The following is a 25698-nucleotide window of genomic DNA, read 5'->3' as shown; positions in this document are numbered from 1 at the left end:
GTGGTGGTGGTGGTGGTGGCGGTGGCGGTGGTGGCAGTTCGCAGGAAGAAAGTGGCTTCCTCTCGGGACGCGGTCGCATCGTCGCCGACGAGCGCACCAACACGCTGATGATCAGCGACATTCCGAAGAAGATCGCGCGCATGCGCGAGTTGATCAGTGTCATCGACCGCCCGGTCGACCAGGTATTGATCGAAGCACGCATCGTCATCGCCACCGACACGTTCGCGCGCGAACTGGGTGCCAAGTTCGGCATCAGTGGCAGCCGTGACAACGTGTACTTCAGCGGCGACCTTGAGGCCAATCGGAAGACCCGCGAATCGCAGGTGGACACCGCCAGCACCAACGCCAAGGCTGAGCGCGATTGGATCGCCGGTGGCCGCGTGGGCCCGCCGCCGGTGTCGGTCGGTTCGGCCATCACCCGCGGCCTGAACTGGAACCTGCCGGTGGCAACGGCCAGCAATCCTGGTTCGCTGGCGCTGTCGATCCTCAATGCCGGCTATCTGCTTGACGTGGAATTGTCCGCCATGCAGGAAGAGTCGCGTGGTGAAGTGATTTCCAACCCGCGGGTGGTGACCACCAATCAGCGCGAAGCGCTGATCAAACAGGGCAAGGAAATCGGCTATGTCACCATCAGTGGCGGCGGCGCTGGCGGTGTAGCCACCCCGAACGTCCAGTTCAAGGAAGTGGTGCTGGAACTGAAGGTCACCCCGACCATCACCAACGACAACCGCGTGTTCCTCAACATGGCGGTGAAGAAGGACGAGGTCGATCAGCTGATCCAGCTGCAGGGCTACGGTACCGTGCCGTCCATCAACCGTCGCGAGGTCAATACCGCCGTGCTGGTGGAAGATGGCCAGACCGTGGTGATCGGTGGCGTGTATGAATTCACCGACCGCAACAGTGTCAGCAAGGTGCCGTTCCTGGGCGATGTGCCGTTCCTGGGCAATCTGTTCAAGAAGCGTGGTCGCAACAAGGACAAGGCCGAACTGCTGGTGTTCGTGACCCCGAAGGTCCTGCGCGTGGCCCGCCAGAACTGAGGCATCACATCTGTTGTATCCGACCGGGGCCGCCACGTGCGGCCCCGCGTCGTTTGCGCGGGAGGCCCGGTTGATCGGTCATGCGTGGAGGCTGTTCAGCCGTTCTTGATGCCAGCAGCCGGACGGCCTGCGATGATGTGGGGAACCCGAGCCATCCCGCGCCGGTCAAAGGCCCCCATGAACCTGCCTCCGCCGATGCCCGAATCCATTTCTCCGCCGCCTGCCCCCGTCACCTCGCGCCTGCATGCGGCCTTCAGCGATCTGCGCGATGCACTGTCGGCCGAGATCGTCGGCCAGGCGGCGCTGGTCGAACGCCTGCTCATTGCCTTGCTGGCCGATGGCCACCTGCTGGTGGAAGGTGCCCCGGGCCTGGCCAAGACCACGGCCATCCGGGCCTTGGCGGCGCGGCTGGAAGCAGACTTCGCACGTGTGCAGTTCACCCCGGACCTGCTGCCTTCGGACCTGACCGGTACCGAGATCTGGCGCCCACAGGAAGGCCGTTTCGAATTCGTGCCGGGGCCGATCTTCCACCCGATCCTGCTGGCCGATGAAATCAACCGTGCGCCGGCCAAAGTGCAGTCCGCGCTGCTGGAAGCGATGGGCGAGCGTCAGGTCACCGTCGGTCGCCACACCTATGCGCTGCCGTCGCTGTTCCTGGTGATGGCCACGCAGAATCCGATCGAGCAGGAAGGCACCTTCCCGCTGCCGGAAGCGCAGCTGGATCGTTTCCTGATGCACGTACGCATTGGTTATCCGGACCAGGCGGCCGAGTCGGAGATCCTGCGGCTGGCCCGCGAGCGCGCCCGCGGCGCGCTCGGCGAGGCCGCAGCGACGCCGGAAAAACTGCCGATGCAGGATGTCTTCGATGCGCGCCGCGAGGTGCTGGAACTGCACATGGCCCCTGCGCTTGAGCGCTATCTGATCGAGCTGGTACTGGCATCGCGTGATCCCTCGCGCTACGACGCCTCGCTGGCGCGCCGCATCGCGTGGGGCGCCAGCCCGCGTGGCTCCATCGCACTGGAGCGGTGCGCACGGGCGCGGGCGTGGTTGGCCGGGCGTGATTTCGTCACTCCCGACGACGTGCGTGCCGTGGCCGCCGATGTGCTGCGCCACCGGGTACTGCCCAGCTATGAAGCCATCGCCGAAGGCTGGGATGGTGAGCGCCTGGTGCAGGAACTGCTGGCCCGGGTACCGGCGCCCTGAGCGCGCGCATGACCGGCACGACCCACGGACCTGCTCCGGTTACCAGCGAAGGCGATGGCCTGCGACCGCAACTGGCCGAGCTGGTGGCATTGCGCCGCCTGGCACAGCGTCCGCCGCCGCCTCGTCGTGGGCGCGCGGGCAGCGCCGGGCAAGCGCCTTCGCCGCTGCGCGGACGCGGCATGGAATATGCAGAATCGCGCGAATACGTGGCGGGCGACGACGCGCGCCACATCGACTGGCGCGTCACCGCGCGCACCGGGCGCACGCACACCAAATTGTTCCAGGCAGAACGCGAACGGGTCACCCTGATCGTTGCCGATACTTCACCTGCGCTGTACTTCGGTACCCGCGTGCGCTTCAAGTCGGTGCAGGCAGCACGCGCTGGCGCGGTTGCGGCATGGTCCGCACAGCGCCGCGGCGACCGCATCGGTGCATTGCGCGGTAGTGATCGCGAGGCGCCGATCGCGCCGGCCGGCGGTGCCCGCGGCGTACTGCGCGTACTCGATGCACTCACGCGCTGGTACGCGCAGCCACCTGCCGATGACCTTGGCTTGGAACGCGCGCTGGACCATGCCGGTCGGGTGCTGCGCCCCGGCGCCCGGATGCTGGTACTGGCCGATCCGCAGCAGGCGATCCGGATTCCGCCGGCGCGCTGGAGCGCGTTGGCCCAGCACCATGACCTGAGTCTGCTGCTGCTGGTCGATCCGCTTGAGTTGCAGCCGCCAACGGCGCCCCTGCAGTTTCTCGCCGCGCAGCAGCGCATCGGCCTGGACCTGCGCCGCAGCGATGTGCAGGCGCACTGGCAGGCGCATTTCGTCGAACCGCTGCAGCAGCTGCGCAGCCAGCTTGCCGCGCGTCGCGTCGATGTGCAGGTACTGTCCACCGATGCGGCCAGCGACGCCTGGCTGGCACCGGCACCGACGGAGGTGCCGGCATGAGTGCCTCCCTGCCACTGCGCGACGTGCAGTTGCCGCCCTCGCCAGCGTGGTGGCCCCCCGCACCTGGCTGGCTGATGCTGATCGCATTGGTTCTGCTGTTGCTGGCCATCGTTGCTGCGGTGGCATGGCGTCGTCGTCGCCGCCGCCAGCAGTGGATGCGCGTGTTCGATAGGGAGATTGCGGCACTGAACGGCGCGCCGTCGGAACTGGCAGCCATCGCCAGCCTGCTGCGGCGTGCGGCGCGTCAGGCACGCCCCGGTAGCGAAGCCCTGCGCGATGACGCGTGGTGGCAGTACGTCGATCCCAAGGACACCCTGTCGCTCGCGCAGCGCAACCTGCTGGCCGAGGGGGCGTATCGTCCAAGCGTGGATGCCGCTGCCGTGGCCGACGTGCGCGCGTGGGCGCGGGCACGCTACTTGGCGTTGCTGCAGGAGCGCCGCCGATGAGCGCGCTTGCAGCTTACTGGCCTTGGGCGGATCTGCAGCTGGCCTGGCCTCTGGCACTGCTGGCACTGCCGTTGCCGATCCTGATGTTGGCGTGGAAGCGGCGGGCCGATCCGGGCGCTGCGTTGCGCGTGCCCTACGCCGCTGCCGAACTGGAAGCACTGGCTGGCGGCGGTCGTGTCGGCGTTTCCTGGCTGCGCAGCGGCTTGCTGTGGCTGGGCTGGCTGGCGCTGTGCCTGGCGATGGCGCGACCACAGCAACTGGGTGAGGCGATCACCCCGCCGCAGGAGGGCCGGCAGATGATGCTGGCGATGGACGTGTCCGGCAGCATGAGCGAGCCGGACATGGTGCTCGGTGCGCAGGCGGTGGAGCGCTTGACCGCAGCCAAGGCGGTGCTGGCCGATTTCCTGGACCGTCGTGCCGGCGATCGCGTCGGCCTGCTGGTGTTCGGTGATCGTGCCTACACACTTACACCGTTGACTGCGGATCTGTCCAGCGTGCGCGATCAACTGCGCGACAGCGTGGTTGGCCTTGCCGGGCGCGAGACGGCCATTGGTGACGCCATCGCGCTGGCGGTCAAACGCCTGCGCAATCAGCCCGAAGGGCAGCGTGTACTGATCCTGCTGACCGACGGCGTCAGCAACGCCGGTGTGCTGGAACCCCTGCGCGCAGCCGAGCTGGCACGTGCCGAAGGGGTGCGCGTGCACACCGTGGCGTTTGGCAGCGACGGTAGTGCGCGGTTCTTCGGCATTCCCGTGGCCGCCGACCGCGATCCGGTGGATGAGGCAACGCTGCGCAGGATCGCCGAGATGACCGGCGGCCGCTTCTTCCGTGCGCGTGACACCGACCAGCTGGCTGGCATCTATGCCGAACTGGACAGGCTGGAGCCAATCGCAGCGAAGGGACCGGCACTGCGTCCGCGCAACGAGCGCTATGCATGGCCACTGGCCGTCGCCTTGCTGCTGGGCGCATTGGCGTGGGCCTGGCCGGAACGTCGCCGATGAACGCCACTTTCCTGAAGATGCCCGACTGGAGCGCGTTCGACTGGAGTGCATTGCATTTCCTTCGGCCGGACGGCTTGTGGCTGCTGGCGGCACTGCCGTTGATCGTCGCGGTGGCCATCTACCGGCAACGGCGCAGCGACGCGTGGCGGCAGGCGGTCGACGCCCATCTGCTGTCGCAGCTCCTGGCGGGCGAGGGCAAGCGACGCACGCGCCTGCCATGGGCATTGCTGCTGGGCTGGACCCTGGCGGCACTGGCGATGGCTGGCCCCAGCTGGAGGCAGCAGGCGCAGCCGATCTATCAGGCCAGTGCGCCATTAGTGGTGGTGCTGGATCTCTCCAGCCGCATCACCGCGACCGACCTGCCACCCTCGCGCCTGCTGCAGGCGCGGGCAAAGATCGGTGCTCTGCTGCGCGCCCGTCAAGGCGGACAGGTGGGTCTGGTGGTGTATGCCGAAGATGCCTATACCGTGGCGCCGTTGACCGACGACGCTGCCAACGTGGCGCTGTACCTGGACGCGCTGTCGCCGGAGGTGATGCCGCGTGATGGACAGCGCGCCGACCGTGGCATCGACTGGGCGGTCAGGTTGCTGCGGCAGACCGGTGCCCTGCGCGGCCAGATCCTCCTGGTCAGCGACCAGGCTGACAGCGAAGCGGCGCTTGCCGCAACGCAGGCGCGTGGCCTCGGCCTGCAGGTGTCGGTGCTGGGCCTGGGCACACCATCCGGCGCCGCTTATCGCGATGGTCAAGGCCAGATCGCACAGGCCGCGCTGGATGAAACCAGCCTGCGCGCCGTCGCCACCGCAGGCGGCGGGCGTTACCAGCGCATCGCCAGCGATGATCGCGACCTGAAGGCATTGGACGTACTTGATGCCAGCGACGGCGCTGCGCTGCAGCGGCCCGGGCAGGCCCGGCAGTGGCAGGACGAAGGCTATTGGTTGTTGCCGCCGGTGATGCTGCTGGCACTGCTGGCGTTCCGTCGCCGCGCGGTGCTGGCGGCGGTGCTGGCCGTGGGTCTTCTGCCCTTGAGCGGGCAGTTGCAGGCACAGCCGCGCGCGCCCATGGCTGCGCCGACAGCGGGCACGATGTGGGAACGAGCCGACCAGCGTGAGCATGCACGCCTGGCCGAGGGTGTGCAGGCGTACCGTCAAGGTGATTTCGCCACTGCCCGCAAGCAGTTCGAAGGCATCGACAGCGATGCGGGCTGGTACAACCTCGGCAACGTGCTTGCCCGCCAGGGCGACTACGACGGTGCCATCGCCGCCTACGACAAGGCCTTGGCGCGCCACCCGCAGATGGCCGACGCCGTCGCCAACCGTGCGGTGGTCGACGCCGCGCGCAAGCGCAAGTCGTCGTCGAACAACAGCCAGGGGCAGGGCAAGGGGCAGCAGAAGCCGCAGCAGGGACAGCAGCAGAACCAGCAGGGCCAGCAAGGCCAGCAAGGCCAGCAAGGTCAGCAGAATCAGCAGCAAGGCCAGCAAGGTCAGCAGAATCAGCAGCAGGGCCAGCAAGGCCAACAAGGCCAGCAGGAACCGCAGGGCCAGCAGAACCCGGCATCTGCAGGTTCCGGCCAGCAGGGGGCGAAGCAGGAGCCGCAGGCAGCCGACGCGCAGGCCCAGGCGCAGGCCGATGCCCAGCAGCGTCAGCGCATGCAGCAGGCCCTGCAGCAGGCGCGCGCCGGCGAAGCCGGCAAGGCAGCAGTGCGCGGCGATGGCGGTACACCGCAACAGCGCGAGGAGCAGCAGGCCGTGGAGGCGTGGATGCGGCGTGTGCCGGATGATCCGGGGGCACTGCTGCGGGCCAAGTTCCAGTTGGAAAACGAACGTAGAAAGAGGGAAGGGCGATGACAGGCATGGCGAGCAGGCAATTCCGGTGGCCTCTGCCTGTGCTGGCGATGCTGGTGCTGTGGCTGCCGATGGTGGCCATGGCGCAGACGCGCGCCTGGCTGGAGCAGGACAGCATCGCCGCCGGTGATGCGGTCACCCTGCACATCGAGACCGACCAGGGCGCGCCAGACTATGCACCGTTGAATGCCGATTTCGTGCTCAGTGCGCAGAGCAGCAACCGCCAGGTGCAGTGGAGCAATGGCGGCGTCCAGCAGCGCAACCTCTATACGGTTGCGTTGACGCCGCGCCGCACCGGTACGCTGCAGGTGCCTTCATTACAGGTAGGCGCAGCACGCACGGTGCCCTTGGTGCTGCAGGTAAGTGATGCCGTGGTGGCCACCCCGCAGAGCAATGCCACCGCCTTCATCGAAACCGAGGTGGATGACCCGACGCCCTACGTGCAGCAGAGCGTGGGCGTGGTGGTCAGGCTGTACTTCGCCTCGCAGCTGGCGTCGGGCGAACTGGTGCTCGACACACCCAGTGGCGCTTCGCTGCAGCGGGTGGGGGAGGATCGCAGCGACGTGCGCCAGGTCAACGGCCGTCGCTACAACGTGGTCGAACGTCGCTTCCTGCTGATCCCCGAGCGCAGCGGGGCGTTGCGCCTGCCGGGCGCGCGCTTCACCGGCCGCAGTGCAGGTGGCTTCTTCGATGACTTCTTCGGGAGCGGTGGCGATGGCCGCATGAATGCCGTCGGTGCCGAACGCACGCTGCAGGTGCAGGCGCAACCGGCGCAGGCCGTGCAGCCGTGGCTGCCCCTGCACAGCCTGCAGTTGCGCTACACCGCCGCACCCAGCAGTGCGCGCACGGGCGAAGCGGCCACCGTGATGGTCGAAGCGATCGCCAACGGCGCTACCCGGGCCCAGTTCACCGATCTGCCCGTGCCCGACCTCGGCGACGCCGCACAGGTGTTCGCCGAACCTGCCCAGTACGAGGAGACCTTCAACGGCAGCACGCCACGCCTGAAGATCACCCGTCGCTACTCGATCGTGCCGCGGCAGGTTGGATCGCTGCGTGTGCCGGGGCCGCGCGTGGCCTGGTGGAACGTGGACAGTGGCAGTGCCCAGCAGGCCAGCCTGCCGGATCTGGAACTGGCCGTGGCCGCAGGCCGGGCCGGCGCGCCGGTGGCACAACCGATCGATACCGATGCCGCGCTGCCGGAAGACGCCGCACCCGCCGCTGCATCCTCTCTCGCACCCACCGCAGCAGGTCCCCGGCCGTGGCCGTGGATGGCCGCCGCCGCAGGCCTGGCGCTGCTATGGCTGTTGACCCTGGCATGGGGATGGCGACGTGGCCGCAGTGCCGTCGCCCACACCCGTCCGGTTTCCCGGCCAGGAGCCAGTGCCCCTGCAACGTCCTCGCGTGCCAGCGTGGCCGAGCTGCGCCGGGCGATCGATGGCGAGGGCTTTGACCAGGTAGAGGCGCTGCTGTGTTCGATGGCCGGCGTGGAACGCCTGGAACAGGTGATCGAGCGCCTGGCCGATCCGGCCCAGCGGCAGACCCTGCAGGCGTTGCAGCAGGCGCGCTGGGGTGGGATGGGGGATGTCAGCGCGTTGCGGGCCCGCCTGCGCGAAAGCTTCCGTGACGGACCGCACTGGTCGGCCGCTGGCGGCGCCGTCGACACTGGGCTGCCGCCGCTGTATCCGCCGCGGCAACCCTGAACCGGCGCGGCTTGCGCGCTTTGTTAGAGTAGATTCATTTTTCGAGGAATCCCGCGCATGACAGCAGCTGCTGCCGACAAGAAGAAGTTGCCCCTGCATTGGAAGATGGGCATCGGCTTTGCGATCGGCCTGGTCCTGGGACTGATCGTGCATGCCCTGGGCGGCAGCGTCGACGGCCTGCAGACCGGTGCCAAGTGGGTAATGGACTACGTCACCACCCCGGCGTCGGGCCTGTTCCTCAACCTGATCTTCATGCTGATCGTGCCGCTGATCTTCTCGGCGCTGATCATGGGTGTGTCGGAGATGGGCGACATCCGCGCCCTTGGCCGCATCGGCTGGAAGACGCTGGCCTACACCGTGCTGCTGTCCGGCATCGCGGTGGGTATCGGCCTGGTGCTGGTCAACCTGCTCAAGCCCGGTGCCGGCGTCGACCCGCAGGTGGCCGCGCTGATGCTGTCGGAGAATGCCGAGCGCAGCAAGGAAATCGTTGCTGGCATCCATGGCACGCCGAAGGGCATGGACATGCTGCTGTCGATCGTGCCGAGCAACGTGCTGCAGGCTGCCTCCGACAATGGCGCGATCCTGTCGCTGATGTTCTTCGCGCTGATGTTCGGCATCGGCATGGTGCTGACCGACGAGGCCAAGGTCGCCCCGCTGCGTCGCGCCATCGAAGGCGTGTTTGAGATCTCGATGACCCTGATCAACCTGGTCATCCGCCTGGCGCCGTATGCAGTGGCCTGCTTCATGTTCAACCTGGCCGCGCTGTTCGGTTTCGATCTGATCATCCGCCTGGGTGCCTACGTGGGCGTGGTGGTGCTGGCGTTGGGCCTGCACATGGTGGTGACCTACGGCACCGCGGTATGGCTGTCGGGCCGTTCACCGCTGGCGTTCTTCCGCCAGACCCAGGAGGCCACGGTGATGGCCTTCTCCACCGCCTCCAGCAACGCCACCCTGCCGACCGCGCTGCGCGTGGCCGACCAGATGGGCCTGCCGCAGCGCGTGTCGCGCTTCGTGCTGACCGTGGGCGCCACCGCCAACCAGAACGGCACCGCACTGTTCGAGGGCGTGACGGTGATCTTCCTGGCCCAGTTCTTCGGTGTCGACCTGAGCATCGGCCAGCAGGTCATGGTGATGGCGGTCTGCATCCTTGGTGGTATCGGTACGGCCGGTGTGCCGTCCGGCTCGCTGCCGGTGGTGGCGATGATCTGTGCGATGGTCGGCGTCAATCCGCTGGGCATCGGCCTGATCCTGGGCGTGAACCACTTCCTGGACATGGGCCGCACCGCGCTGAACGTGACCGGCGACCTGGCCCTGACCACGCTGGTGGCCAAGGGTGAAGCGCCGGACACTCCGGCCGAGGCCGCTGCCGCCGCGGCCCGTCTGGACAACTGACCCAGTCAATGCCTGATCGGGGTCGGATCCCTTTCCGCAGGAAGGGGCTCCGACCCCTCTTCCTATGCGGAATCCAGCGCAGATCACGACGTTGCCGGCCAACGGCCGGCACTAATGCCCTGGTCAACCTGACCCTGCCGGGCGTCTGTGGGACAATAGGCCGCCCGCAGTTCCGCGGCCGCCTCCCGATTCCGACAGAACCATGACGCAGCCTACCCGTCGCCAGTTGGCCAACGCCATCCGCTTCCTCGCCGCCGATGCGGTTGAAACCGCAAAGTCCGGCCACCCCGGCATGCCCATGGGCATGGCCGACATCGCCGAAGTCCTCTGGAACGACTACCACCGTCACAACCCGAACAACCCGCAGTGGTTCAACCGCGACCGCTTCGTGCTGTCCAACGGCCACGGCTCGATGCTGCAGTACGCGCTGCTGCACCTGAGCGGGTATGACCTGCCGATCGAGCAGCTGAAGGCATTCCGCCAGCTGGGCAGCCACACCGCTGGCCATCCGGAGCGTCACGAGACCCCGGGCGTGGAGACCACCACCGGTCCGCTGGGCCAGGGTTTCGCCAACGCCGTCGGTTTTGCCTTGGCCGAGAAGCTGCTGGCACAGCGCTTCAACCGCCCGGAGCTGGAAATCGTCGATCACCGCACCTGGGTGTTCATGGGCGATGGCTGCCTGATGGAAGGCATTTCCCACGAAGCCGCCTCGCTGGCCGGCACCTGGGGCCTGCACAAGCTGGTCTGCTTCTGGGATGACAACCACATCTCCATCGACGGCAACACCGAAGGCTGGTTCACCGACAACACCCCGGAGCGTTTCGAGGCCTATGGCTGGAACGTGGTCCGTGGCGTCGATGGCCACGATCCGGAGAGCATCAAGGCCGGTATCGAAGCGGCTCTGTCGCAGGACGGCAAGCCGACCCTGATCTGCTGCCGCACCACCATTGGTTTCGGCTCGCCGAACAAGTCCGGCAAGGAATCCAGCCACGGCGCACCGCTGGGCAAGGACGAACTGGAAGCCACCCGCAAGGCGCTGGACTGGAACTACGGTCCGTTCGAGATTCCCGAAGAAATCTACGCCGGCTGGCGTGCCGGCGGTACCGGCACCCTGCGCCAGGCCGAGTGGGAGCAGCAGTTCGACAAGTACGCTGCGCAGTACCCGGCCGAAGCTGCTGAACTGACCCGCCGCTCGCATGGCGATCTGCCGGCCGACTTCATCGCCAAGGCCGACGCCTACATCGCCCAGGTTGCCGCCGAAGGCCAGACCATTGCCTCGCGCAAGGCGTCGCAGCTGGCCATCGAGGCGTTCGCGCCGCTGCTGCCGGAAATCGTGGGCGGTTCGGCTGACCTGGCGCACTCGAACCTGACCCTGTGGAAGGGCAGCAAGTCCGTCGCCACCGACGATGCCAATGCCAACTACGTGTACTACGGTGTGCGCGAGTTCGGCATGACCGCGATCGCCAACGGCCTGGCCCTGCACGGTGGTTTCATCCCGTTCGACGCCACCTTCCTGGTGTTCAGCGATTACGCCCGCAATGCCGTGCGCATGAGCGCGCTGATCCCGGCCCACGCCATCCACGTCTACACCCACGACTCGATCGGCCTGGGCGAAGACGGCCCGACCCACCAGCCGGTGGAGCATCTGGCCTCGCTGCGCTACATCCCGAACAATGACGTGTGGCGCCCGTGCGATGCCGTCGAGTCGGCCGTGAGCTGGAAGGCTGCGATCACCCGTCAGGACGGCCCGAGCTGCCTGGTGTTCAGCCGCCAGAACCTGCCGCACCAGCCGCGCGACGCTGAGCAGATCGCACAGATCGAGCGCGGTGGTTACGTGCTGGCCGATGCTGCCGGCACTCCGGACGTGATCCTGATCGCCACCGGTTCGGAAGTCTCGCTGGCGACCGAAGCGAAGGCGCAGCTGGATGCGGCCGGCCTGAAGACCCGCGTGGTCTCGATGCCGTCCACCGATGTGTTCCTGCGCCAGGATGCGGCCTACCGCGAATCGGTGCTGCCGAACGCCGTGCGCAAGCGCGTGGCCATCGAAGCTGGCGTCACCGGCTTCTGGCGCCAGTTCGTCGGCCTGGATGGTGCAGTGATCGGTATCGACACCTTCGGTGCCTCGGCCCCGGCCGACAAGCTGTACCAGCACTTCGGCATCACCACCGCGCATGTGGTGGAAGCAGCCAAGGCGCTGTAAGTCCCGCTGCAATGGAAATAGGGAAAAGGCCGGCGAAAGCCGGCCTTTTCCTTGCCGGTCGATCCGTTTCGCCCGCCGTGCCCGTAGATCCACGCCACGCGTGGATGCGCGTTACATCGTGTCCCGCACGTCCATCAGCGCAAACCCCAGCAGATTCAATCCGCGCCACCGCGCCGGGTTGTGCGCATCGGCGTGATCCTTGGCCAGGCCGATTCCCCAGATAAAATCCACCGGACTTGCTTCCACCAGAACCTGGTCTGCCGTGGCGCGCAGAAAATCACCCAGCGCCGCATTCTGCGAGAACTTGGCCCGATTGCCTTCGACCACCAGGGCGTAGCGCGCCTGCGCCCAGAGAGCCTCGTCGAAGCCGTCGATCTTCCGGCCCAGCGCTTTCACCTTGTCAGGCGTGCGGCTGGCGAGAACCTGTTCGAGGATGTCGGTGGCACCAAACAGTCGCGCTTTGCCGGCCATCATGAAGTGCTCGGCAGTGGGGTAGTGCACGCCGTCGATGTTGAAACCTGCGTCGTACCACTGGCTGAAACACGACGCCGCCACGCCCATGCGCGGCGGCTGGTGGCCCCAGAAGCACAGATAACGCAGGTGCTCGCCATCGGCTTGGCGGCGTTGCAGGTCATGCAGGAAACGGGAATCGTCGTTCATCGGTACAGGATAGCGCGCCGCGCCAATGCGGTAGGTGCCAACCTTGGTTGGCACTGATCGTTGTCCGCCGGGCATGGCCCGGCGCTACCCTCCGCGCGATCACGCGGTGCGCGCCAGGGCCAGCCTCAACAAGCGTGCATTGAGCCGTTCGCCGAAGTCCTTGGGCGACTGCAGTTCCATCCGCTGCAGATACACCGCGTCACCATCACCTGCAGGCTGCCACAGCGCGTCCCACACGGTACGCAGCTTGCTGCCGCGCGTCTGTGTATTGGCCTTCAGCCAGCCCAGTGCCTTCACCAGTACCTGTTCGATCTCGGTGAAGTCGCTGCCCAACGGGTAATCGGGCAGGGTGCCATCGTTGCGGAACGGCACCAGCGCCGCCGCCAGCGCCTGGGGTGTGTTGCGCTGCTGCCGCTGCGCATCAGGTTGCGCCGTGGCGGCCAGCTTGCGTGCCGAAAAGGCCTGCTGCAGCAGGGCGCCCTGGAACGGTGCTTCGGTGATGGCCGTCATCGCGTGCACGCAGTCGTCGTCGGTCAGGCCACGCACGTCGGCGATGCCGTACTCGTTGAGATAGACGTCACGCAGGTGGCGCGGAATGGTCGTGTGCCCGTAGTTCCAGCGCACATTGGATTCGCGCTGGCCGCGGTCATCACGGGCAGCGCGGAACATCAGCACACTGCGCGCTTCCGGCAGGGCGTGCGCCATCGCCACGAAGTTGTACTGGCCACCCACGCCGGAAACCACACGGCCATCCTCCAGCGCGTCGGATACCGCCGCGCCAAGCGCGGTGGCCATCATGCAGGAATTGAAGAAGCGGGCGTGACGGCGCTGCAGGCGCTCCAGCGTTTCGTTGCCACCGTACAGCTGGTTGATCTCGCTGATGCGGCGCATGCCGATCGCCCGGCATTCGTCCTCGGGCAGGGTGCGCAGCCATTCGTAGAATTCGGATGAGCCCAGGTAGAACGCGCCGTGCAGGTATTCGCCCTCGGCCTCCAGCGTGGCATGGTCGATGGACAGCGTGCTGCCGTTCTCGATGCGCTGCATCAGTGCCAGATCGTCATGCACCTTGCGCTTGATCACACCGGTCTGCACCAGCCGGCGGAAGCCCTCGTTGAGCATTTCGCTGCAGCCGTACAGGCCGATCTCGAACGGGTCCAGTCCGCCGATCTCCTGTACCAGCGGATGGCTGGCCAGTTGCGGATCCAGCGCGTTCAACACGCGGCGGTAGCGTGCGTTGTCGGTGTGGCGCAGTACCAATGCGTGGCTGAGTGCATCGGCCAGGGTGCCGATGCCGATCTGCAGGGTGCCACCGTCGCGCACCAGGGTGCTGGCATACAGGCCGATGGCGTAGTCGGCGTCGGCCACCGGTTGCCGTGGCAGGCCGAACAACGCCGGATACGGCGCTGGCGGGGTGATGACCAGATCGAAGAAGGACACGTCGACCGTGGCCGTGCCGCCCAGATAGGGCAGCTGCGGATCGATCTCGGCGACCAGCAGCGGGCGTGGCAGGCCGCGTGCGGTCATCGCGTCCAGCGTGTCCTGGGTGATGTCGTTGTTGCAGGACAGCGAAAGGCGTCGGTCGTCCGGGCGCATCGCCACTTTCTGCACGATCACCTGCGGCGCGCGCTGCGCTACCGCGTCGGCAGCGTGGGTGTAGTTGAGGCTGGTGTAGCTGGATTGCGCCTGTCGCGAACCGAGCAGGGCACCGGACTGCATGTAGAACTCTTCCACCTGCACGTGTGCCGGCAGCGCGTCGCGGGCGATTGCATCGGCGTAGGCCAGGCGCGGGAAGTCTTCACCGAAATGGCGGGCCGCGAACGGCGCCAGGAAACGCGCTTCCAGGCCGTTGCCCTTTGCCTGCGGCGGGTTCAGTGACAGCGCGGTATACAGCTGCAGCGGCCGCGACGGGTCCTGTTCGACGCGCGCATACAGGGCGTTGAGCAGGCGGTGTGGTTTACCCAGCGCCAGCGGCGCACCGATCCGCAGCGGCCCATCCACGCGCGCAAACAGCCAGTCAACGGCGGCGTCGAGGTCGGTGAGGTGTTCGGTCATCCGGGGCGGTCCTGCTTGGGGGAGTGCTGGCATTACAGCATGTCGGGCTTGAACCGCCGTCGACGCGAGACTTCGGCGCCGGACACCATGAATTGCCCATCACCCCGGTAATGCACCGTGCGCGGCAGCTTTGGGCGAGGCGCAACATGGGCGCGCACGATTTCCCAGATGAACAGGTTGCTCGATTCGACCTGGCTGTCGTCATGCAGGCGGCACTCGAAGCTGGAATGGCACTGGCCCACCAGCGGTGCCCCCACCTCCCGCGCAGGCATCGCATCCAGGCCGAACCGTTCGAACTTGTCCACGTCACGGCCGCTGCAGTTGCCGATATCGACCACCGTGTCCAGCAGCTCCACGCCCGGGATGTTGATCACGCATTCGCCGCTGCTGCGGGCCAGGCTGAAGCTATGGTTCTGGTTCCACAGGTAGGTGGCCACCAGCGAGGGCGAGAAGCCCATCACCATGTGCCAGCCCATCGTCATCAGGTTGCGCTGGCCTTGCCAGGCGGTGCTGACCAGCACGATGGGGCCGGGCTCGAGGAAACGCCGAGCCTGCTCGACCGGGAAGTCACGTTTGCGCAAGGGCTTCATGCCGGTACCTGCGGTGGAGGCCCCCCATGCTGGCGCAGGCGTGATGAATTACCGGTCGAGGGGTTGACAGTCGATTCGATTACGCGCGTAATCGAATCGTCGATTGCGGATGTAAACCATGACCCCGATCAGCGAAGCCGAAGCCGTTGTGATGGAGGTGCTGTGGCAGCAGGCACCGCGCAGCGCCGACGAGGTGGTGGCCGCACTGGCGCACCGCGACTGGGCTGAGCCGACCATCAAGACCCTGCTCAACCGCCTGCTGACCAAGGGCGCGATCGCCGCCGAGCGCGATGGCCGACGCTATCTGTACCGGCCGCTGCTGCAGCGCCAGGCCTGGGTGGAGGCGCAGAGCCAGGACTTCATCGGCCGTGTCTTCGAAGGCCGGGTGGCACCGCTGGTCGCGCATTTCAGCGAACGCGGCCAGCTCAGCGCGCAGGACATCGCCGAACTGAAGAAGCTGATCCAGGAGCTGGACCATGAATGAGCTGCTCGACGGACTGTGGCAGGCCAGCTTGTGGTTGGCGGTGGGCGTGGTCCTGCTGGCGGTGACGCGGCCGTTGCTGGTGCGATTGGGCGGCGCCGGGCTGGCTTACCGCAGCTGGTGGCTGCTGCCCCTGCTGTTGGCCACGCTGTTGATTCCCCTGCCAAAGGTCGCGCTGTTGCAGCATGTGCCGACCTTGCCGCTGAAGGTCGTGCCGGAAGCCGTGGACAGCCTGCCAACGGCGTCGCTGCAATGGCCCTTGCTGCTGTTGTTGGTGTGGGCGCTGGGCGCGAGCCTCTGTCTGTTGCGCGACCTGCGCGCACAGCGCCGCTTCGAACGCGGCATGGGCGGCCTGCAGGCACGCGCCGATGGCAGCTGGCAGGCCAGTGGCGATCCCGGGCTGCCGGCGCTGGTGGGCCTGTGGCGGCCGCGCATCGTGGTCGGCCCCGATTTCGACCAGCAGTTCACTGCACAGGAGCAGGCACTGATCCTGCAGCACGAGCACAGCCATCGTCGCAATGGCGATCACTGGGCCAACGGCGTACTGCTGCTGATGCGCGCGGTGTTCTGGTTCCATCCGCTGCTGCCATGGGCCGCACGCCGTTTCCTGCGTGACCAGGAACTGGCCTGCGACGCCCGCACCATTGCCCCGCAGCCTGCGCTGCGCGGCCTCTACGCCAGCACGCTGCTGAAGGCGCAGCTGGTCCATCCGGTTGCGCCGGCGGTATGCCACTGGCGCAGCCAGCCTGTGTTGAAGGAGCGTATCGCCATGTTGAAGCTGTCCAAGCGGAAGGCATTGCCGTGGGTGTCGGGGCAGGTGCTGGTGGTCGGGTTGTGCCTGGGGATGGGGGCGGTGGCGTGGGCCAGCCAGGGTGGAGCAATGGCGGCCGGCCCAACCGTGGCCGTCATGGATCGCGAGATCCGGGTCGACAAGATGCCACCACCGAGCTACCCGAAGAGCGCGTTCGAGCAGAGCCAGACAGGCGTGGTGGTGCTCCGCGTCGACGTTGATGCGCAGGGTGCTGTCAGCGATGTGCGTGTAGTGAGTGCCACCAATCCGGGCGTGTTCGAAGCGGTATCGATTGCAGCAGCGCGAAGCTGGACCTATCGCCCGGCGCTGAAGAACGGCAAGCCGGTGGCGGGCGCAGTACGCATTCCGATCACCTTCGCCATGGATGAGAGCGACGACGTGACGGAGACCGCAAGGTGATGCGCATCGCGCTGCTGTTGGCAGTGGGGATGCTGGCAGGCTGCGCCACCCAGGAACGGTTGACCACCGTCGATACCCGCAATGAGAGTGTCGGCCATCAGCGCCTGCATGCGGAAGGGAAAGGCGGCAGCGGTCAGGTGCAGGCGTACACGCTGGGAGCGACCGAAGGCTATCGGATGCCGCAGCTGTATGCGGCGCCGGATCCGCAGATCGGTGATCGTGACCCGCGCACCGAGCTGGCGCCGACCACGATCTGCCTGCAGGTGGTGATCGATGCCGAGGGCGCTGTCGAGCGAAGCCTGGCGCTGGTCGACCGCAGCGAATGCGCGGCAGGCGCGGCGAGCGAGAATGCGCCGCTGTTGCAGGCTGCGCAGGAGGCGGTGGCGATGTGGAAGTATTCGCCCGCCGCGGTATGCCACTTCGCCCCCGGCAAGGTGCCGAGCGACCGTGGCGACTGCCAAGGCGCCGAGCGCGTCGAACCGGTGCCGGTGAGCCTGCTGTATGCCTTCACCTTCGAGATCGTGAAGGGCCAGCATGTGGTGCGCACGCAGGGCAAATGACGCGGTGTCATTGCTGGCGCGATGAGGCGACCGTGCGGGCCCTACGCGCCGCCCTGGATGTTGGCCTTCACCGCTGGCTGCATCAGCTGCGGTTCTGCCAGAGTCGCATCACGCGCCTGGCGCACGCTGACGAACTCCCCCTCGGCCACGCCTTCATGCACGTGGATGTTGTGCGCGCGCTGTTCACCAATGGTGGTTTCGTTGGCGAAATCGCGTCCGCCCGGGCCGTAGTCGTGGCAGACGAATACGCGGGTGGCATCGGGCAGGGCCAGCAGGCGCTGGATCGAGCGGTACAGCTGCGCAGCATCGCCGCCGGGGAAATCGCAGCGTGCGGTGCCGCCATCGGGCATGAACAACGAATCGCCGGTGAACAGCGCATCGTCGATCAGATAGGCGATGCTGTCGCTGGTGTGGCCGGGTACGGCGATGATGCGCCCCTGCAGTTCACCCAGTGCGAAGGTCTCGCCATCAGCGAACAGGTGATCGAAGACGGCATGTTCCTCGGGCAGCTGCAGGCCATAGCGCGGTGCAAACGTGGCCTGCACCGCACGGATGCCTTCGCCGATGGCCAGCGTCGCATGCGGGAACCGTTGCTTGAGCCGACGTCCTGCCGACACGTGGTCGGCATGGGCGTGGGTTTCCAGCAGCCAGCGCACGTGCAGCTGCTGTTGCGCGATGGCATCGAGCATCGCGCGCACCGGCGATTCGCTGCTGGCGTCGGTATCCGGGTCGTAATCCAGTACCGGGTCGATCAGCGCGGCCTCGCTGCTGGCCGGGTCGCTGACCAGGTAGCTGAAGGTGTTGCTGTCACGGTGGAAGAACGATTGCACCTGGACCGACATCGGGCACTCCTCAGCGTGTGGCGAGCACGCGGTTCAGCAACTGCGCCAGGTTTTCACCGGCCAGTCGCAGCTGCGCTTCGGCCACCGGCCGGTAGCGCGTGGTGTAGTCGTCGCCGATCTTACGCGAGGCAGGGTAAACGCCAGGTTGCACCGAAATGCGGCAGCTGGCTTCAGCCCAGCTGACCGGATCGCGCTGCGGGTTGGACTGGCGTGCCAGCTTCGGCGCCGGCAGTGCGCGCAGCACCGGCAGGTAACCGGCATCGTCGACCTTGCGGGTATTGAGCATGCCGCTGTCCCACAGCGAGTGCAGGTTGGTACCGCGGTTGCCGAACTGCAGCTGGAAATCGTTGCCGCCCTTGTCGTGGCCGTAGCCGGCGTGCATCGGCTGGTGGATGTCACCGACCAGATGCACGACGAATTTCAGCGCCTGCAGGCGCTCGCCATCGGTCAGGCTGCGGTCGCCGAGGATCGCGCTCTGCGCCTTCAGCGCTTCGACGATGCAGTTGCCGCTCTTGCAGTGCTTCGGCGCCTCGTAGTGGCAGCCATCTTCGGCGATGTTGACGTAGTGCCAACCGGCCGAGCGACGGCCCAGGCCCGGGTCCTTGGCGCGCAGCTGGTCGGCCCAGGGCGCGATGCTGGCAAGGGTGGCGCCGGGTTCGGTGGCCAGCAGGCGGTCGACTTCAGCGCGCGTGGTCGGGTTGAGGCGGCTGTCGGCGACTTCGGCGACCAGGCGGTGGCCTTGCGCGCCCCAGGCATGGGCGGGTGCGGACAGGGTCAGCAGGGCCGGCGCGAGGGCGGCGGCGAGGAACAGGGAGTGCAGTGCTTTCATCCGCTCATTCTAGCCAGCGGGGGAGATGGGTGGTTGATGGAAAGCGGCGCGTTCCTGTTCGCTGGGCGGGTGGCTGCAGGGGCAGGCGCTGCGGGACACGCCGCAAGTACGTCCCTGTAGGCTCGGCCGCGGCTTGCTCGTGTGCGCTGTCCTGCGCACACGGCAAGACCGGGGTTGGACATCCTGTCCAACCCGCCCGAGGCATGCCTTGGGCCCATGCCGCGGACGGTCCCGCAGCGCCTGCCCCTGCAGCCACCATCCAACATGGCCGCGGTGGCGGATGCAAACGTCAGAAGCAGAATCAGAGTCAAATGCAGGATCTCATCCTGCAGCCCGCAATCGCATGCAGCCGATGGCAAGTGCGCAATGCGGTTGCCCGCTTCTGCTTGCGCTTGCGCGCGCGTGGAAAATGGAAGGGCGAGGCAGGGGAAGGGGACGGGACCGTTGGCGCCATGGATGGCGCCATCGAGCCCCCATGGATGGGTTTACGGCGTGTCCCGGCCCCTTCCCCTGCCTCGACCCACACCGGGACCTGGGCCCGTCGCGCCCAACAAAAAAGCCCCGGCACACACATACCGGTGCAACATGCTGCGAGGGTTTTGCCTGTAGCGGGGGAGCGGGGGCGCAGCCCCCGCCATCAACCCCTTAGAACTTGAAGACGTAGGACGCGCCGTAGACCAGCGGATCGATGTTGACCGTGCCGATCTTCTCGCCGTCCAGCTTCACCTTGCTGTCGATGTCGATCCAGCGCATGTCCACGCGCAGGGCGCCCTTCTCGCCAATCGCAAAGTCGATGCCCGCATGCGCGGCCAGGCCCCACGAATCCTGCAGCTTCAGCTTGCTGCCTGCCAGTGCACCGGTGGTGTCTTCGCTGAAGAAGGTCGTGTAGTTCAGGCCGGCGCCCAAGAACGGCGACACCTTGCCCTTGCTGTTGAAGTGGTACTGCAGGGTGACCACCGGCGGCAGCTGCTTGGTGCTGCCCACGCGGCCCAGGCCGTTGATGTTGATGTCGTGCTTGAACGGCAGCGCCGCCAGTACTTCGATGCCCAGGTTGTCGGCGATGAAGTATTCACCGGTGATGGTCGGCTTGACGTCGTTGTCGACGTCGACCTTCAGGGTGCCGCCGGCCAGCCAGCCGTTGTTCGACTTCGGGGCGACCTGGTGCACGCCAGCGGAAAGGGTCCAGTCGCCCTTGGACTGGGCCATGGCCGGGGCAGCGGCCAACGACAGGGCGGCGGCCAGGCTGGCCACGATCAGGGGGGAGGTCTTGCGCATGGGGGTGATCTCGTTGCTGGGTGGATGTGGCCAGTCTCGGCCTCACGCCGCGCTAACGCTTTGATCCGGATCAAATCCTGTCCGGCCCCCGTCCCGGCGGCGGGCTTGGCCGGCGGTGGTCAAGGCCGGCCTGCTAGACTTGTGGGCCCTATCCACCCCGCCGCACCTGTCGCGGCTGCAGGAGCTTGAGAACATGGCAATCAAGGTTGGTATCAACGGTTTCGGTCGCATCGGGCGTAACGTCCTGCGCTCGGCGGTGCTGAACTTCGGCGACGACATCGAAATCGTGGCCATCAACGATCTGCTGGAGCCGGATTACCTGGCCTACATGCTCAAGTACGACTCCGTGCACGGCCGTTTCAAGGCCGACGTAGCCGTCGATGGCAAGGATCTGCTGGTCAACGGCAAGAAGATCCGCCTGACCCAGGAACGCGATCCGTCCAACCTGAAGTGGGACGAAGTCGGCGTTGACGTCGTGCTCGAAGCCACCGGCCTGTTCCTGGACAAGGTCAGTGCGCAGAAGCACATCGATGCCGGCGCCAAGAAGGTCATCCTGTCGGCACCGTCGAAGGACGACACGCCGATGTTCGTGTTCGGCGTGAACGACAAGACCTACGCTGGCCAGGCGATCATCTCCAACGCCTCGTGCACCACCAACTGCCTGGCGCCGCTGGCCAAGGTCATCAATGACAAGTGGGGCATCAAGCGCGGCCTGATGACCACCGTGCATGCGGCCACCGCCACGCAGAAGACCGTCGATGGCCCGTCCAACAAGGACTGGCGCGGCGGCCGCGGCATCCTGGAGAACATCATTCCGTCCTCCACCGGTGCCGCCAAGGCCGTCGGCGTGGTCATCCCGGAACTGAACAAGAAGCTGACCGGCATGAGCTTCCGCGTCCCGACCTCGGACGTGTCGGTGGTCGACCTGACCGTCGAGCTGGAAAAGGAAGCCACCTACGCCGAGATCTGCGCCGAAGTGAAGGCACAGAGCGAAGGCGCGCTGAAGGGCATCCTGGGCTACACCGAAGACAAGGTGGTGGCCACCGACTTCCGCGGTGAAACCCACACCTCGGTGTTCGACGCAGACGCCGGCATCGCGCTGGACGGCACCTTCGTCAAGCTCGTGTCGTGGTACGACAACGAGTGGGGCTATTCCAACAAGTGCCTGGAAATGGCCAAGGTCGTCGCAGCCAAGTAAGGCCCGCGAAGATCGTTGCGCGAACCCCGGCCTGGCCGGGGTTCGTCGTTTATAGGGCCCGGCCTGACGTAGCATGGGCCCGTCGACCGCCGCCATCGTGGCGCGGGATCGCATTGGAAGGCGAGGAATGGAAGCACTCTTGGTCCTGGCAGTACTGGTCCTGCTGGCGATACCGCTGCTGCTGGTGGTGGCGCTGGTGATGATTGCCGGCCTGCGCCGGCGGGTCGCCGCGCTGGAGGCCGCACAGAGCGTGCAGGCCGCGCCCAACCCGGCAGGGACCGTAGACCGTGCGCCCTCGGCCGTGGCCGAGCCGCCGCGCGCGCCTGCGGCAACACGTGAACCCAGCAGCGAGCCCTCGTTCCTGCGGCCCACGGCGGCCACGGCCCCGCCGCCGGTTGCCGCCCGCGAGGACCTGCCGCCACCGGTCCAACCCGCGCGTCCGTCGCCGCCACCGCCGTTGCCACCTGAGCCCACATTGCCGCCCTTGCCAGCGGAACCGGCCCTGCCGAACCTGGTCGAGCGCGCGATCGGTGCGGTCAAACACTGGTTCACCCAGGGCAATGTGCCGGTGAAGATCGGCATGCTGGTGCTGTTGGCCGGCGTTGCTGCGCTGCTCAAGTACGTCAGCGACCAGGGCTGGCTGGTGGTGCCGGTCGAGCTGCGGCTGGCGGGCATCACCGTCGGTGCGCTGGGCCTGCTGGCCTTCGGCTGGCACCAGCGCGAACGCCGGCGGATGTTCGCGCTGGCCCTGCAGGGGGGCGCCATCGGCGTACTGCTGCTGACCATCTTCGCTGCCTTCAAGCGTTTCGATCTGCTCGCGCCCGGCTTCGCCTTTGCCAGCTCGATCGCGCTGGTGGCGGGGCTGTGCGTGCTGGCGGTCGTGCAGAACTCGCGCACGTTGGCAGTGCTGGGCATCCTGGCCGGCTTCATGGCGCCGCTGTGGCTGTCCACCGGCAGTGGCAACCACGTCGGGCTGTTCAGCTACTACGCCGTGCTCAACGCGGGCATTTTCGCCATTGCCTGGTACCGCCCGTGGCGTGTGCTGAACCTGCTGGGTTTCGCGTTCACCTTCGGCATCGGCACCTTCTGGGGCGTGTTGCAGTACGACGCGGCCAAGTTCGCCAGTACCGAACCGTTCCTGCTGCTGTTCTTCGCCTTCTATCTGCTGATTCCGTTGTTGTATGCGCGCCGGCAGCCGGCCGGGCGTCGCGATCTGGTCGACGGCAGCCTGGTGTTCGGCACGCCGCTGATCGCCTTCTCGTTGCAGGCCGGCATGCTGCACGAACAACCGATGACGCTGGCCCTGTGCGCGCTGGGCCTGGCAGCGATCTATGCGCTGCTGGCACGGGCCCTGATCGCGCGCGCGTCGTACACGGTGCTGGCGCAGTCGCATGCGGTACTGGCGGTGGGCTTTGCGACGCTGGCGGTGCCGCTGGCATTGTCGGCGCGGGCCACCGGTGCGGTGTTCGCGCTGGAAGGTGCCGGCCTGGCGTGGCTGGGGTTGCGCCAGAAGCGCTGGTTGCCGCAGGTGACCGGTGCGCTGCTGCAGCTCGCCGCCGCATTCGCGTTCGTGGTGGGGGCCGACCATTGGCACCAGGACCAGCGTTTCCTGCTCAACCCGACCGCGATCGGCGCACTGCTGCTGGCCGTGGCGGGTTTCGCGGCGGCGTGGAGCTATCAGCGCAGGCAGCGCCATGACATCGCCCTGGCGTACTACCTGTGGGGCCTGCTGTGGTGGTTGGGCGGTCTGGTGCATGAAATCGGCCGCTTCTTCCAGCATTCGGCGCAGGCCGACGCGGTGTTGGTGCTGGCCGCCGTCACCGCCTGGCTGACCTCGGAGGTGCAACGCCGCATGCCGGCACGTGCGCTGGGCGTGACCGCGTTGGCGATGCTGGCCGCCGGCTTCCCGTTGGCCCTGCTGCAGAGCGATGCCCACCAGCAGCCGTTTGCCGGCTATGGCGCATTGGCGTGGGCGGTGTTCGCCGTGCTCGGCGTGCGCAGCCTGCTGTGCCTGCGCCAGGGCAGCGGCGGCGTGGCCCGTATCGCGCAGTTCCTGTGGTGGCTGCTGTGGCCGTCGCTGCTTTCGCTGCTGGCCCTGTGGGGTGGCGGCGACGCGCGCCTGGCGCAGGGTTGGACGGCATTGCTGGTCACGTTGCCGTGGCTGCTGCTGGCGGCGCTGTCGCTGTGGCGCTGGAACGTGCTGCGCTGGCCGCTGGGTGCTGCGTTTGACCCGGTGCGCCTGCCGCTGCAGTGTGTGATTTTCGCGCTGCTGGCGCTGGCCTGGTTGTTCGGCCTGACCCTGGCGGGCGACGCCACGCCGTTGCCGTGGTTGCCGCTGCTCAATCCTGCCGAACTGGCACAGTGGGTCAGCCTGCTGCTGATCGCGCGCTGGCTGTATGACCCGCAGGGACCAGCGCAGCTGCAGCGGTTGCGTGTGCCGGTGCTGGCCGTGGCCGGTTTCATCGCGTTGACCAGCACCGTGCTGCATGGCGTGCATCATTGGGGCGGTGTGGTCTGGGATCCGACGATGGCCCGCTTCAGCCTGGCCCAGACCAGCCTGACCGTGTTGTGGAGCGTACTCGGCGTGATCGCCTGGGTGTGGGGCTCGCGTCGCGGCCAGCGTGTGCTGTGGATGGTTGGTGCCGTGTTGATGGCCGTGGTGCTGGCCAAGCTGGTGCTGATCGACCGCCAGCATCTGGGCAACCTGCTGGGAATCGCATCGTTCATCGCCTACGGCCTGCTGTGCACCGTGGTGGGCTACCTGGCGCCCGCGCCGCCGAGCGCGCCGCCAACCGTGGAGGAAAACCAATGAGGAAGTGGAGCCGAGCGTTGCTGCCGGTCTTGTTCGGCGTGGCCGGTGCGGTTGCCGCGCAGGCCACGGACTACCGCGCGCAGTACGCCGAACAGTGGCCGCTGAGCCTGTCCAGCGCGCAGTCCGGTGCCTATCGTGTGGTGCTGGAGCCGGCGATCTACCGCCGCGCAGGCGCCGCTGATCTGGGCGATCTGCAGGTGTTCAACGCTGCCGGCCAGGCATTGCCATCGGCGCTGCTGGCGCCGGACCAGCCGTTGGCGCAGCCGCCGGTGCAGCGCGAACTGCCGTGGTTCGCGCTGCCACCACTGGCCGAGGCCCAGCGCAACGACCTGCAGCTGCTGACCGAGCGCGATACCGACGGCCGTGTGCGCCGGGTCGAGGCCAGGCTTGGTGGTGGTGCGGTGGCGAACGGGCAGGGCGGCTGGCTGATCGATGCCAGCGTGCTCGGCCAGCAGCCGCTGGCAGCGCTGGTGCTGGACTGGGCCGAAAGTGGCCAGCCGCTGCAGGCGCAGGTACAGCTTGACGCCAGCGATGATCTGCAGCGCTGGCAGTCGATCGCCCGTGATGTCCCCCTGGTGGACCTGCAGCGTGCGGGCAAGCGCCTGCTGCAGCGACGCCTGCAGGTCGACAGCAATGTGCGCTACCTGCGAATCCTGCCGCAGGGCGAGGCGCGCCTGCCAGAGCTGCGCAGTGTATTGGCCGAACTGCCGCCGGCACCGGCAACGGTGCCCTGGGAGTGGCTGTCGCTGACACCGACCGCGCAGGGCAAGGGGGAATTCACCTTTGAACTGGATGGTCGATTCCCGGTGACCCGCGCCGACGTGGCCAGCACCGACAACAGCCTGGTGCAGTGGACCCTGTTCAGCCGCGACGACGAAAGCGCCGAATGGCAGCGCCGCAGCGCGCCCTGGATCGCCTATCAGCTGCAGCAGGGGGCACCGGGCCAGCGCCAGCAATCGGCGGCACAGCCGTTGGGCGGCATGTACCGCGACCGTTACTGGAAGCTGGTCGCGAGCCCGGTGGAGACCACCAGCGCCCCGACCCTGCGCCTGGGCTATCAACCGGAGGTGATGGTGTTCCTCAGCCAGGGCGCAGCGCCCTACGCGCTGGCCGTGGGCAGTACGACCGCGCGCCGCGCGGAGGCGCCGATCACGGTGCTGATCGAGGAACTGCGGCAGCGCAATGATCCGTCGTGGCAGCCGACGCTGGCACGCTTGGAGGGCAGTCCGGAGACGCTCGCCGGTGACGCAGCGCTGAAGCCGCAGCACGACTGGAAGGCGTGGTTGCTGTGGGCGTTGCTGGGGCTGGGCGTGCTGGTTGTGGGTGGACTGGCGTTGAGCCTGCTGAAGCAGAAGCCGTCGCCTTCGGCGTAGTTTGCAGCGAACGGCGCAGCCCCTCGTGGGTGGCCGGTTTGTGAATCATGGGTTGGGC

At 67.3% G+C, this 25698-nt stretch carries 21 protein-coding genes; 15 read left to right on the top strand and 6 right to left on the bottom strand.

Annotation, left to right across the window (positions count from 1 at the left end):
* The 9 genes from pilQ to tkt form a co-directional block, all read left to right on the top strand.
* Positions 1-1037: type IV pilus secretin PilQ (pilQ, locus tag BW38_RS05750; RefSeq protein ID WP_032977205.1), on the top strand; the 1037-nt coding region annotated here is incomplete at its 5' end.
* A gap of 177 nt (positions 1038-1214) precedes the next feature.
* Positions 1215-2240, top strand: coding sequence for a MoxR family ATPase (locus BW38_RS05755; protein ID WP_032977204.1), 1026 nt, complete (start codon positions 1215-1217; stop codon positions 2238-2240).
* A gap of 8 nt (positions 2241-2248) precedes the next feature.
* On the top strand, positions 2249-3178 hold the full coding sequence (locus tag BW38_RS05760; RefSeq protein ID WP_032977202.1) for a DUF58 domain-containing protein: 930 nt from the start codon (positions 2249-2251) through the stop codon (positions 3176-3178).
* Positions 3175-3624 (top strand): DUF4381 family protein, encoded by a 450-nt coding sequence (locus tag BW38_RS05765; RefSeq protein WP_032977201.1) that lies wholly within the window; start codon positions 3175-3177, stop codon positions 3622-3624. The genes BW38_RS05760 and BW38_RS05765 overlap by 4 nt, the downstream gene beginning before the upstream one ends.
* Positions 3621-4625, top strand: a complete 1005-nt coding sequence (locus BW38_RS05770; protein WP_032977199.1) for a VWA domain-containing protein — start codon at positions 3621-3623, stop codon at positions 4623-4625. Before BW38_RS05765 ends, BW38_RS05770 begins: the two co-directional genes overlap by 4 nt.
* The gene (locus BW38_RS05775) at positions 4622-6469 is read left to right on the top strand and encodes a tetratricopeptide repeat protein (RefSeq protein ID WP_032977198.1); all 1848 of its coding nucleotides are present in this window, start codon (positions 4622-4624) and stop codon (positions 6467-6469) included. The genes BW38_RS05770 and BW38_RS05775 overlap by 4 nt, the downstream gene beginning before the upstream one ends.
* Positions 6466-8166, top strand: coding sequence for a BatD family protein (locus tag BW38_RS05780; protein ID WP_032977196.1), 1701 nt, complete (start codon positions 6466-6468; stop codon positions 8164-8166). Before BW38_RS05775 ends, BW38_RS05780 begins: the two co-directional genes overlap by 4 nt.
* A gap of 57 nt (positions 8167-8223) precedes the next feature.
* Complete coding sequence (locus tag BW38_RS05785) at positions 8224-9558, top strand: dicarboxylate/amino acid:cation symporter (protein WP_032977195.1); 1335 nt, start codon at positions 8224-8226, stop codon at positions 9556-9558.
* Between the two features lie 202 nt (positions 9559-9760).
* The gene (gene tkt / locus BW38_RS05790) at positions 9761-11758 is read left to right on the top strand and encodes a transketolase (protein WP_032977193.1); all 1998 of its coding nucleotides are present in this window, start codon (positions 9761-9763) and stop codon (positions 11756-11758) included.
* Between the two features lie 111 nt (positions 11759-11869).
* Here tkt and BW38_RS05795 read toward each other — a convergent pair whose 3' ends face one another.
* Genes BW38_RS05795 through BW38_RS05805 form a run of 3 tightly spaced genes read right to left on the bottom strand, consistent with a single transcriptional unit; the run spans position 11870 to position 15060 of the window.
* A complete protein-coding gene (locus BW38_RS05795) occupies positions 11870-12493 on the bottom strand; it encodes an NADAR family protein (RefSeq protein ID WP_235189983.1) in 624 nt (207 codons plus the stop codon).
* Positions 12494-12517: 24 nt separating this feature from the next.
* Positions 12518-14470 carry an acetyl-CoA hydrolase/transferase C-terminal domain-containing protein gene (locus BW38_RS05800; protein ID WP_032977191.1) on the bottom strand — a complete coding sequence of 651 codons (1953 nt, stop codon included), beginning with the start codon at positions 14468-14470 and terminating at the stop codon, positions 12518-12520.
* Between the two features lie 32 nt (positions 14471-14502).
* Positions 14503-15060, bottom strand: coding sequence for a flavin reductase family protein (locus BW38_RS05805; RefSeq protein WP_032977190.1), 558 nt, complete (start codon positions 15058-15060; stop codon positions 14503-14505).
* Positions 15061-15178: 118 nt separating this feature from the next.
* Here BW38_RS05805 and BW38_RS05810 point away from each other — a divergent pair, with 118 nt between their 5' ends.
* From BW38_RS05810 to BW38_RS05820, 3 genes are read left to right on the top strand one after another with little or no spacing between them, the layout of a single operon-like run.
* Positions 15179-15544, top strand: a complete 366-nt coding sequence (locus BW38_RS05810) for a BlaI/MecI/CopY family transcriptional regulator (protein WP_032977188.1) — start codon at positions 15179-15181, stop codon at positions 15542-15544.
* Positions 15537-16751, top strand: coding sequence for a TonB family protein (locus BW38_RS05815; RefSeq protein WP_032977187.1), 1215 nt, complete (start codon positions 15537-15539; stop codon positions 16749-16751). The genes BW38_RS05810 and BW38_RS05815 overlap by 8 nt, the downstream gene beginning before the upstream one ends.
* Positions 16751-17311 (top strand): hypothetical protein, encoded by a 561-nt coding sequence (locus BW38_RS05820; RefSeq protein WP_032977185.1) that lies wholly within the window; start codon positions 16751-16753, stop codon positions 17309-17311. Before BW38_RS05815 ends, BW38_RS05820 begins: the two co-directional genes overlap by 1 nt.
* Positions 17312-17352: 41 nt before the next feature.
* Here BW38_RS05820 and BW38_RS05825 read toward each other — a convergent pair whose 3' ends face one another.
* From BW38_RS05825 to BW38_RS05835, 3 genes are all read right to left on the bottom strand, one after another.
* Entirely contained in the window at positions 17353-18153 is an 801-nt protein-coding gene (locus BW38_RS05825) for an MBL fold metallo-hydrolase (RefSeq protein WP_032977183.1), read from the bottom strand.
* A 10-nt stretch (positions 18154-18163) separates the two neighbouring features.
* On the bottom strand, positions 18164-18982 hold the full coding sequence (locus BW38_RS05830; protein WP_032977182.1) for a S1/P1 nuclease: 819 nt from the start codon (positions 18980-18982) through the stop codon (positions 18164-18166).
* 645 nt (positions 18983-19627) lie between these two features.
* Complete coding sequence (locus BW38_RS05835) at positions 19628-20257, bottom strand: OmpW family outer membrane protein (RefSeq protein WP_032977180.1); 630 nt, start codon at positions 20255-20257, stop codon at positions 19628-19630.
* 193 nt (positions 20258-20450) lie between these two features.
* Here BW38_RS05835 and gap point away from each other — a divergent pair, with 193 nt between their 5' ends.
* The 3 genes from gap (at position 20451) to BW38_RS05850 (ending at position 25640) form a co-directional block, all read left to right on the top strand.
* A complete protein-coding gene (gene gap, locus BW38_RS05840) occupies positions 20451-21455 on the top strand; it encodes a type I glyceraldehyde-3-phosphate dehydrogenase (protein ID WP_025874252.1) in 1005 nt (334 codons plus the stop codon).
* A gap of 127 nt (positions 21456-21582) precedes the next feature.
* Positions 21583-24267 carry a DUF2339 domain-containing protein gene (locus tag BW38_RS05845; RefSeq protein ID WP_032977179.1) on the top strand — a complete coding sequence of 895 codons (2685 nt, stop codon included), beginning with the start codon at positions 21583-21585 and terminating at the stop codon, positions 24265-24267.
* Positions 24264-25640 carry a DUF3999 domain-containing protein gene (locus BW38_RS05850; protein WP_025874254.1) on the top strand — a complete coding sequence of 459 codons (1377 nt, stop codon included), beginning with the start codon at positions 24264-24266 and terminating at the stop codon, positions 25638-25640. Before BW38_RS05845 ends, BW38_RS05850 begins: the two co-directional genes overlap by 4 nt.
* The last annotated feature ends 58 nt before the right edge of the window (positions 25641-25698 follow it).

The sequence above is a fragment of the Stenotrophomonas sp. RIT309 genome, from assembly GCF_000632045.1.
In the GTDB taxonomy this organism is placed as follows: Bacteria; Pseudomonadota; Gammaproteobacteria; order Xanthomonadales; family Xanthomonadaceae; genus Stenotrophomonas; species Stenotrophomonas indicatrix.
The sequence above is the reverse complement of the archived record's forward strand: the minus strand, read 5'-3'. Positions and strand labels throughout refer to the sequence as shown.

What these genes read in the sequence shown, in the direction of transcription:
- BW38_RS05810 (WP_032977188.1), top strand. Translation starts at nt 15,179, where the DNA reads ATGACCCCGATCAGCGAAGCCGAAGCCGTTGTGATGGAGGTGCTGTGG.
- BW38_RS05830 (WP_032977182.1), bottom strand. Translation starts at nt 18,982, where the DNA reads ATGAAAGCACTGCACTCCCTGTTCCTCGCCGCCGCCCTCGCGCCGGCC.
- BW38_RS05835 (WP_032977180.1), bottom strand. Translation starts at nt 20,257, where the DNA reads ATGCGCAAGACCTCCCCCCTGATCGTGGCCAGCCTGGCCGCCGCCCTG.
- BW38_RS05800 (WP_032977191.1), bottom strand. Translation starts at nt 14,470, where the DNA reads ATGACCGAACACCTCACCGACCTCGACGCCGCCGTTGACTGGCTGTTT.
- BW38_RS05770 (WP_032977199.1), top strand. Translation starts at nt 3,621, where the DNA reads ATGAGCGCGCTTGCAGCTTACTGGCCTTGGGCGGATCTGCAGCTGGCC.
- gap (WP_025874252.1), top strand. Translation starts at nt 20,451, where the DNA reads ATGGCAATCAAGGTTGGTATCAACGGTTTCGGTCGCATCGGGCGTAAC.
- BW38_RS05815 (WP_032977187.1), top strand. Translation starts at nt 15,537, where the DNA reads ATGAATGAGCTGCTCGACGGACTGTGGCAGGCCAGCTTGTGGTTGGCG.
- BW38_RS05765 (WP_032977201.1), top strand. Translation starts at nt 3,175, where the DNA reads ATGAGTGCCTCCCTGCCACTGCGCGACGTGCAGTTGCCGCCCTCGCCA.
- BW38_RS05820 (WP_032977185.1), top strand. Translation starts at nt 16,751, where the DNA reads ATGCGCATCGCGCTGCTGTTGGCAGTGGGGATGCTGGCAGGCTGCGCC.
- BW38_RS05755 (WP_032977204.1), top strand. Translation starts at nt 1,215, where the DNA reads ATGAACCTGCCTCCGCCGATGCCCGAATCCATTTCTCCGCCGCCTGCC.
- BW38_RS05775 (WP_032977198.1), top strand. Translation starts at nt 4,622, where the DNA reads ATGAACGCCACTTTCCTGAAGATGCCCGACTGGAGCGCGTTCGACTGG.
- BW38_RS05845 (WP_032977179.1), top strand. Translation starts at nt 21,583, where the DNA reads ATGGAAGCACTCTTGGTCCTGGCAGTACTGGTCCTGCTGGCGATACCG.
- BW38_RS05795 (WP_235189983.1), bottom strand. Translation starts at nt 12,493, where the DNA reads ATGCCCGGCGGACAACGATCAGTGCCAACCAAGGTTGGCACCTACCGC.
- BW38_RS05805 (WP_032977190.1), bottom strand. Translation starts at nt 15,060, where the DNA reads ATGAAGCCCTTGCGCAAACGTGACTTCCCGGTCGAGCAGGCTCGGCGT.
- BW38_RS05780 (WP_032977196.1), top strand. Translation starts at nt 6,466, where the DNA reads ATGACAGGCATGGCGAGCAGGCAATTCCGGTGGCCTCTGCCTGTGCTG.
- BW38_RS05850 (WP_025874254.1), top strand. Translation starts at nt 24,264, where the DNA reads ATGAGGAAGTGGAGCCGAGCGTTGCTGCCGGTCTTGTTCGGCGTGGCC.
- tkt (WP_032977193.1), top strand. Translation starts at nt 9,761, where the DNA reads ATGACGCAGCCTACCCGTCGCCAGTTGGCCAACGCCATCCGCTTCCTC.
- BW38_RS05825 (WP_032977183.1), bottom strand. Translation starts at nt 18,153, where the DNA reads ATGTCGGTCCAGGTGCAATCGTTCTTCCACCGTGACAGCAACACCTTC.
- BW38_RS05785 (WP_032977195.1), top strand. Translation starts at nt 8,224, where the DNA reads ATGACAGCAGCTGCTGCCGACAAGAAGAAGTTGCCCCTGCATTGGAAG.
- BW38_RS05760 (WP_032977202.1), top strand. Translation starts at nt 2,249, where the DNA reads ATGACCGGCACGACCCACGGACCTGCTCCGGTTACCAGCGAAGGCGAT.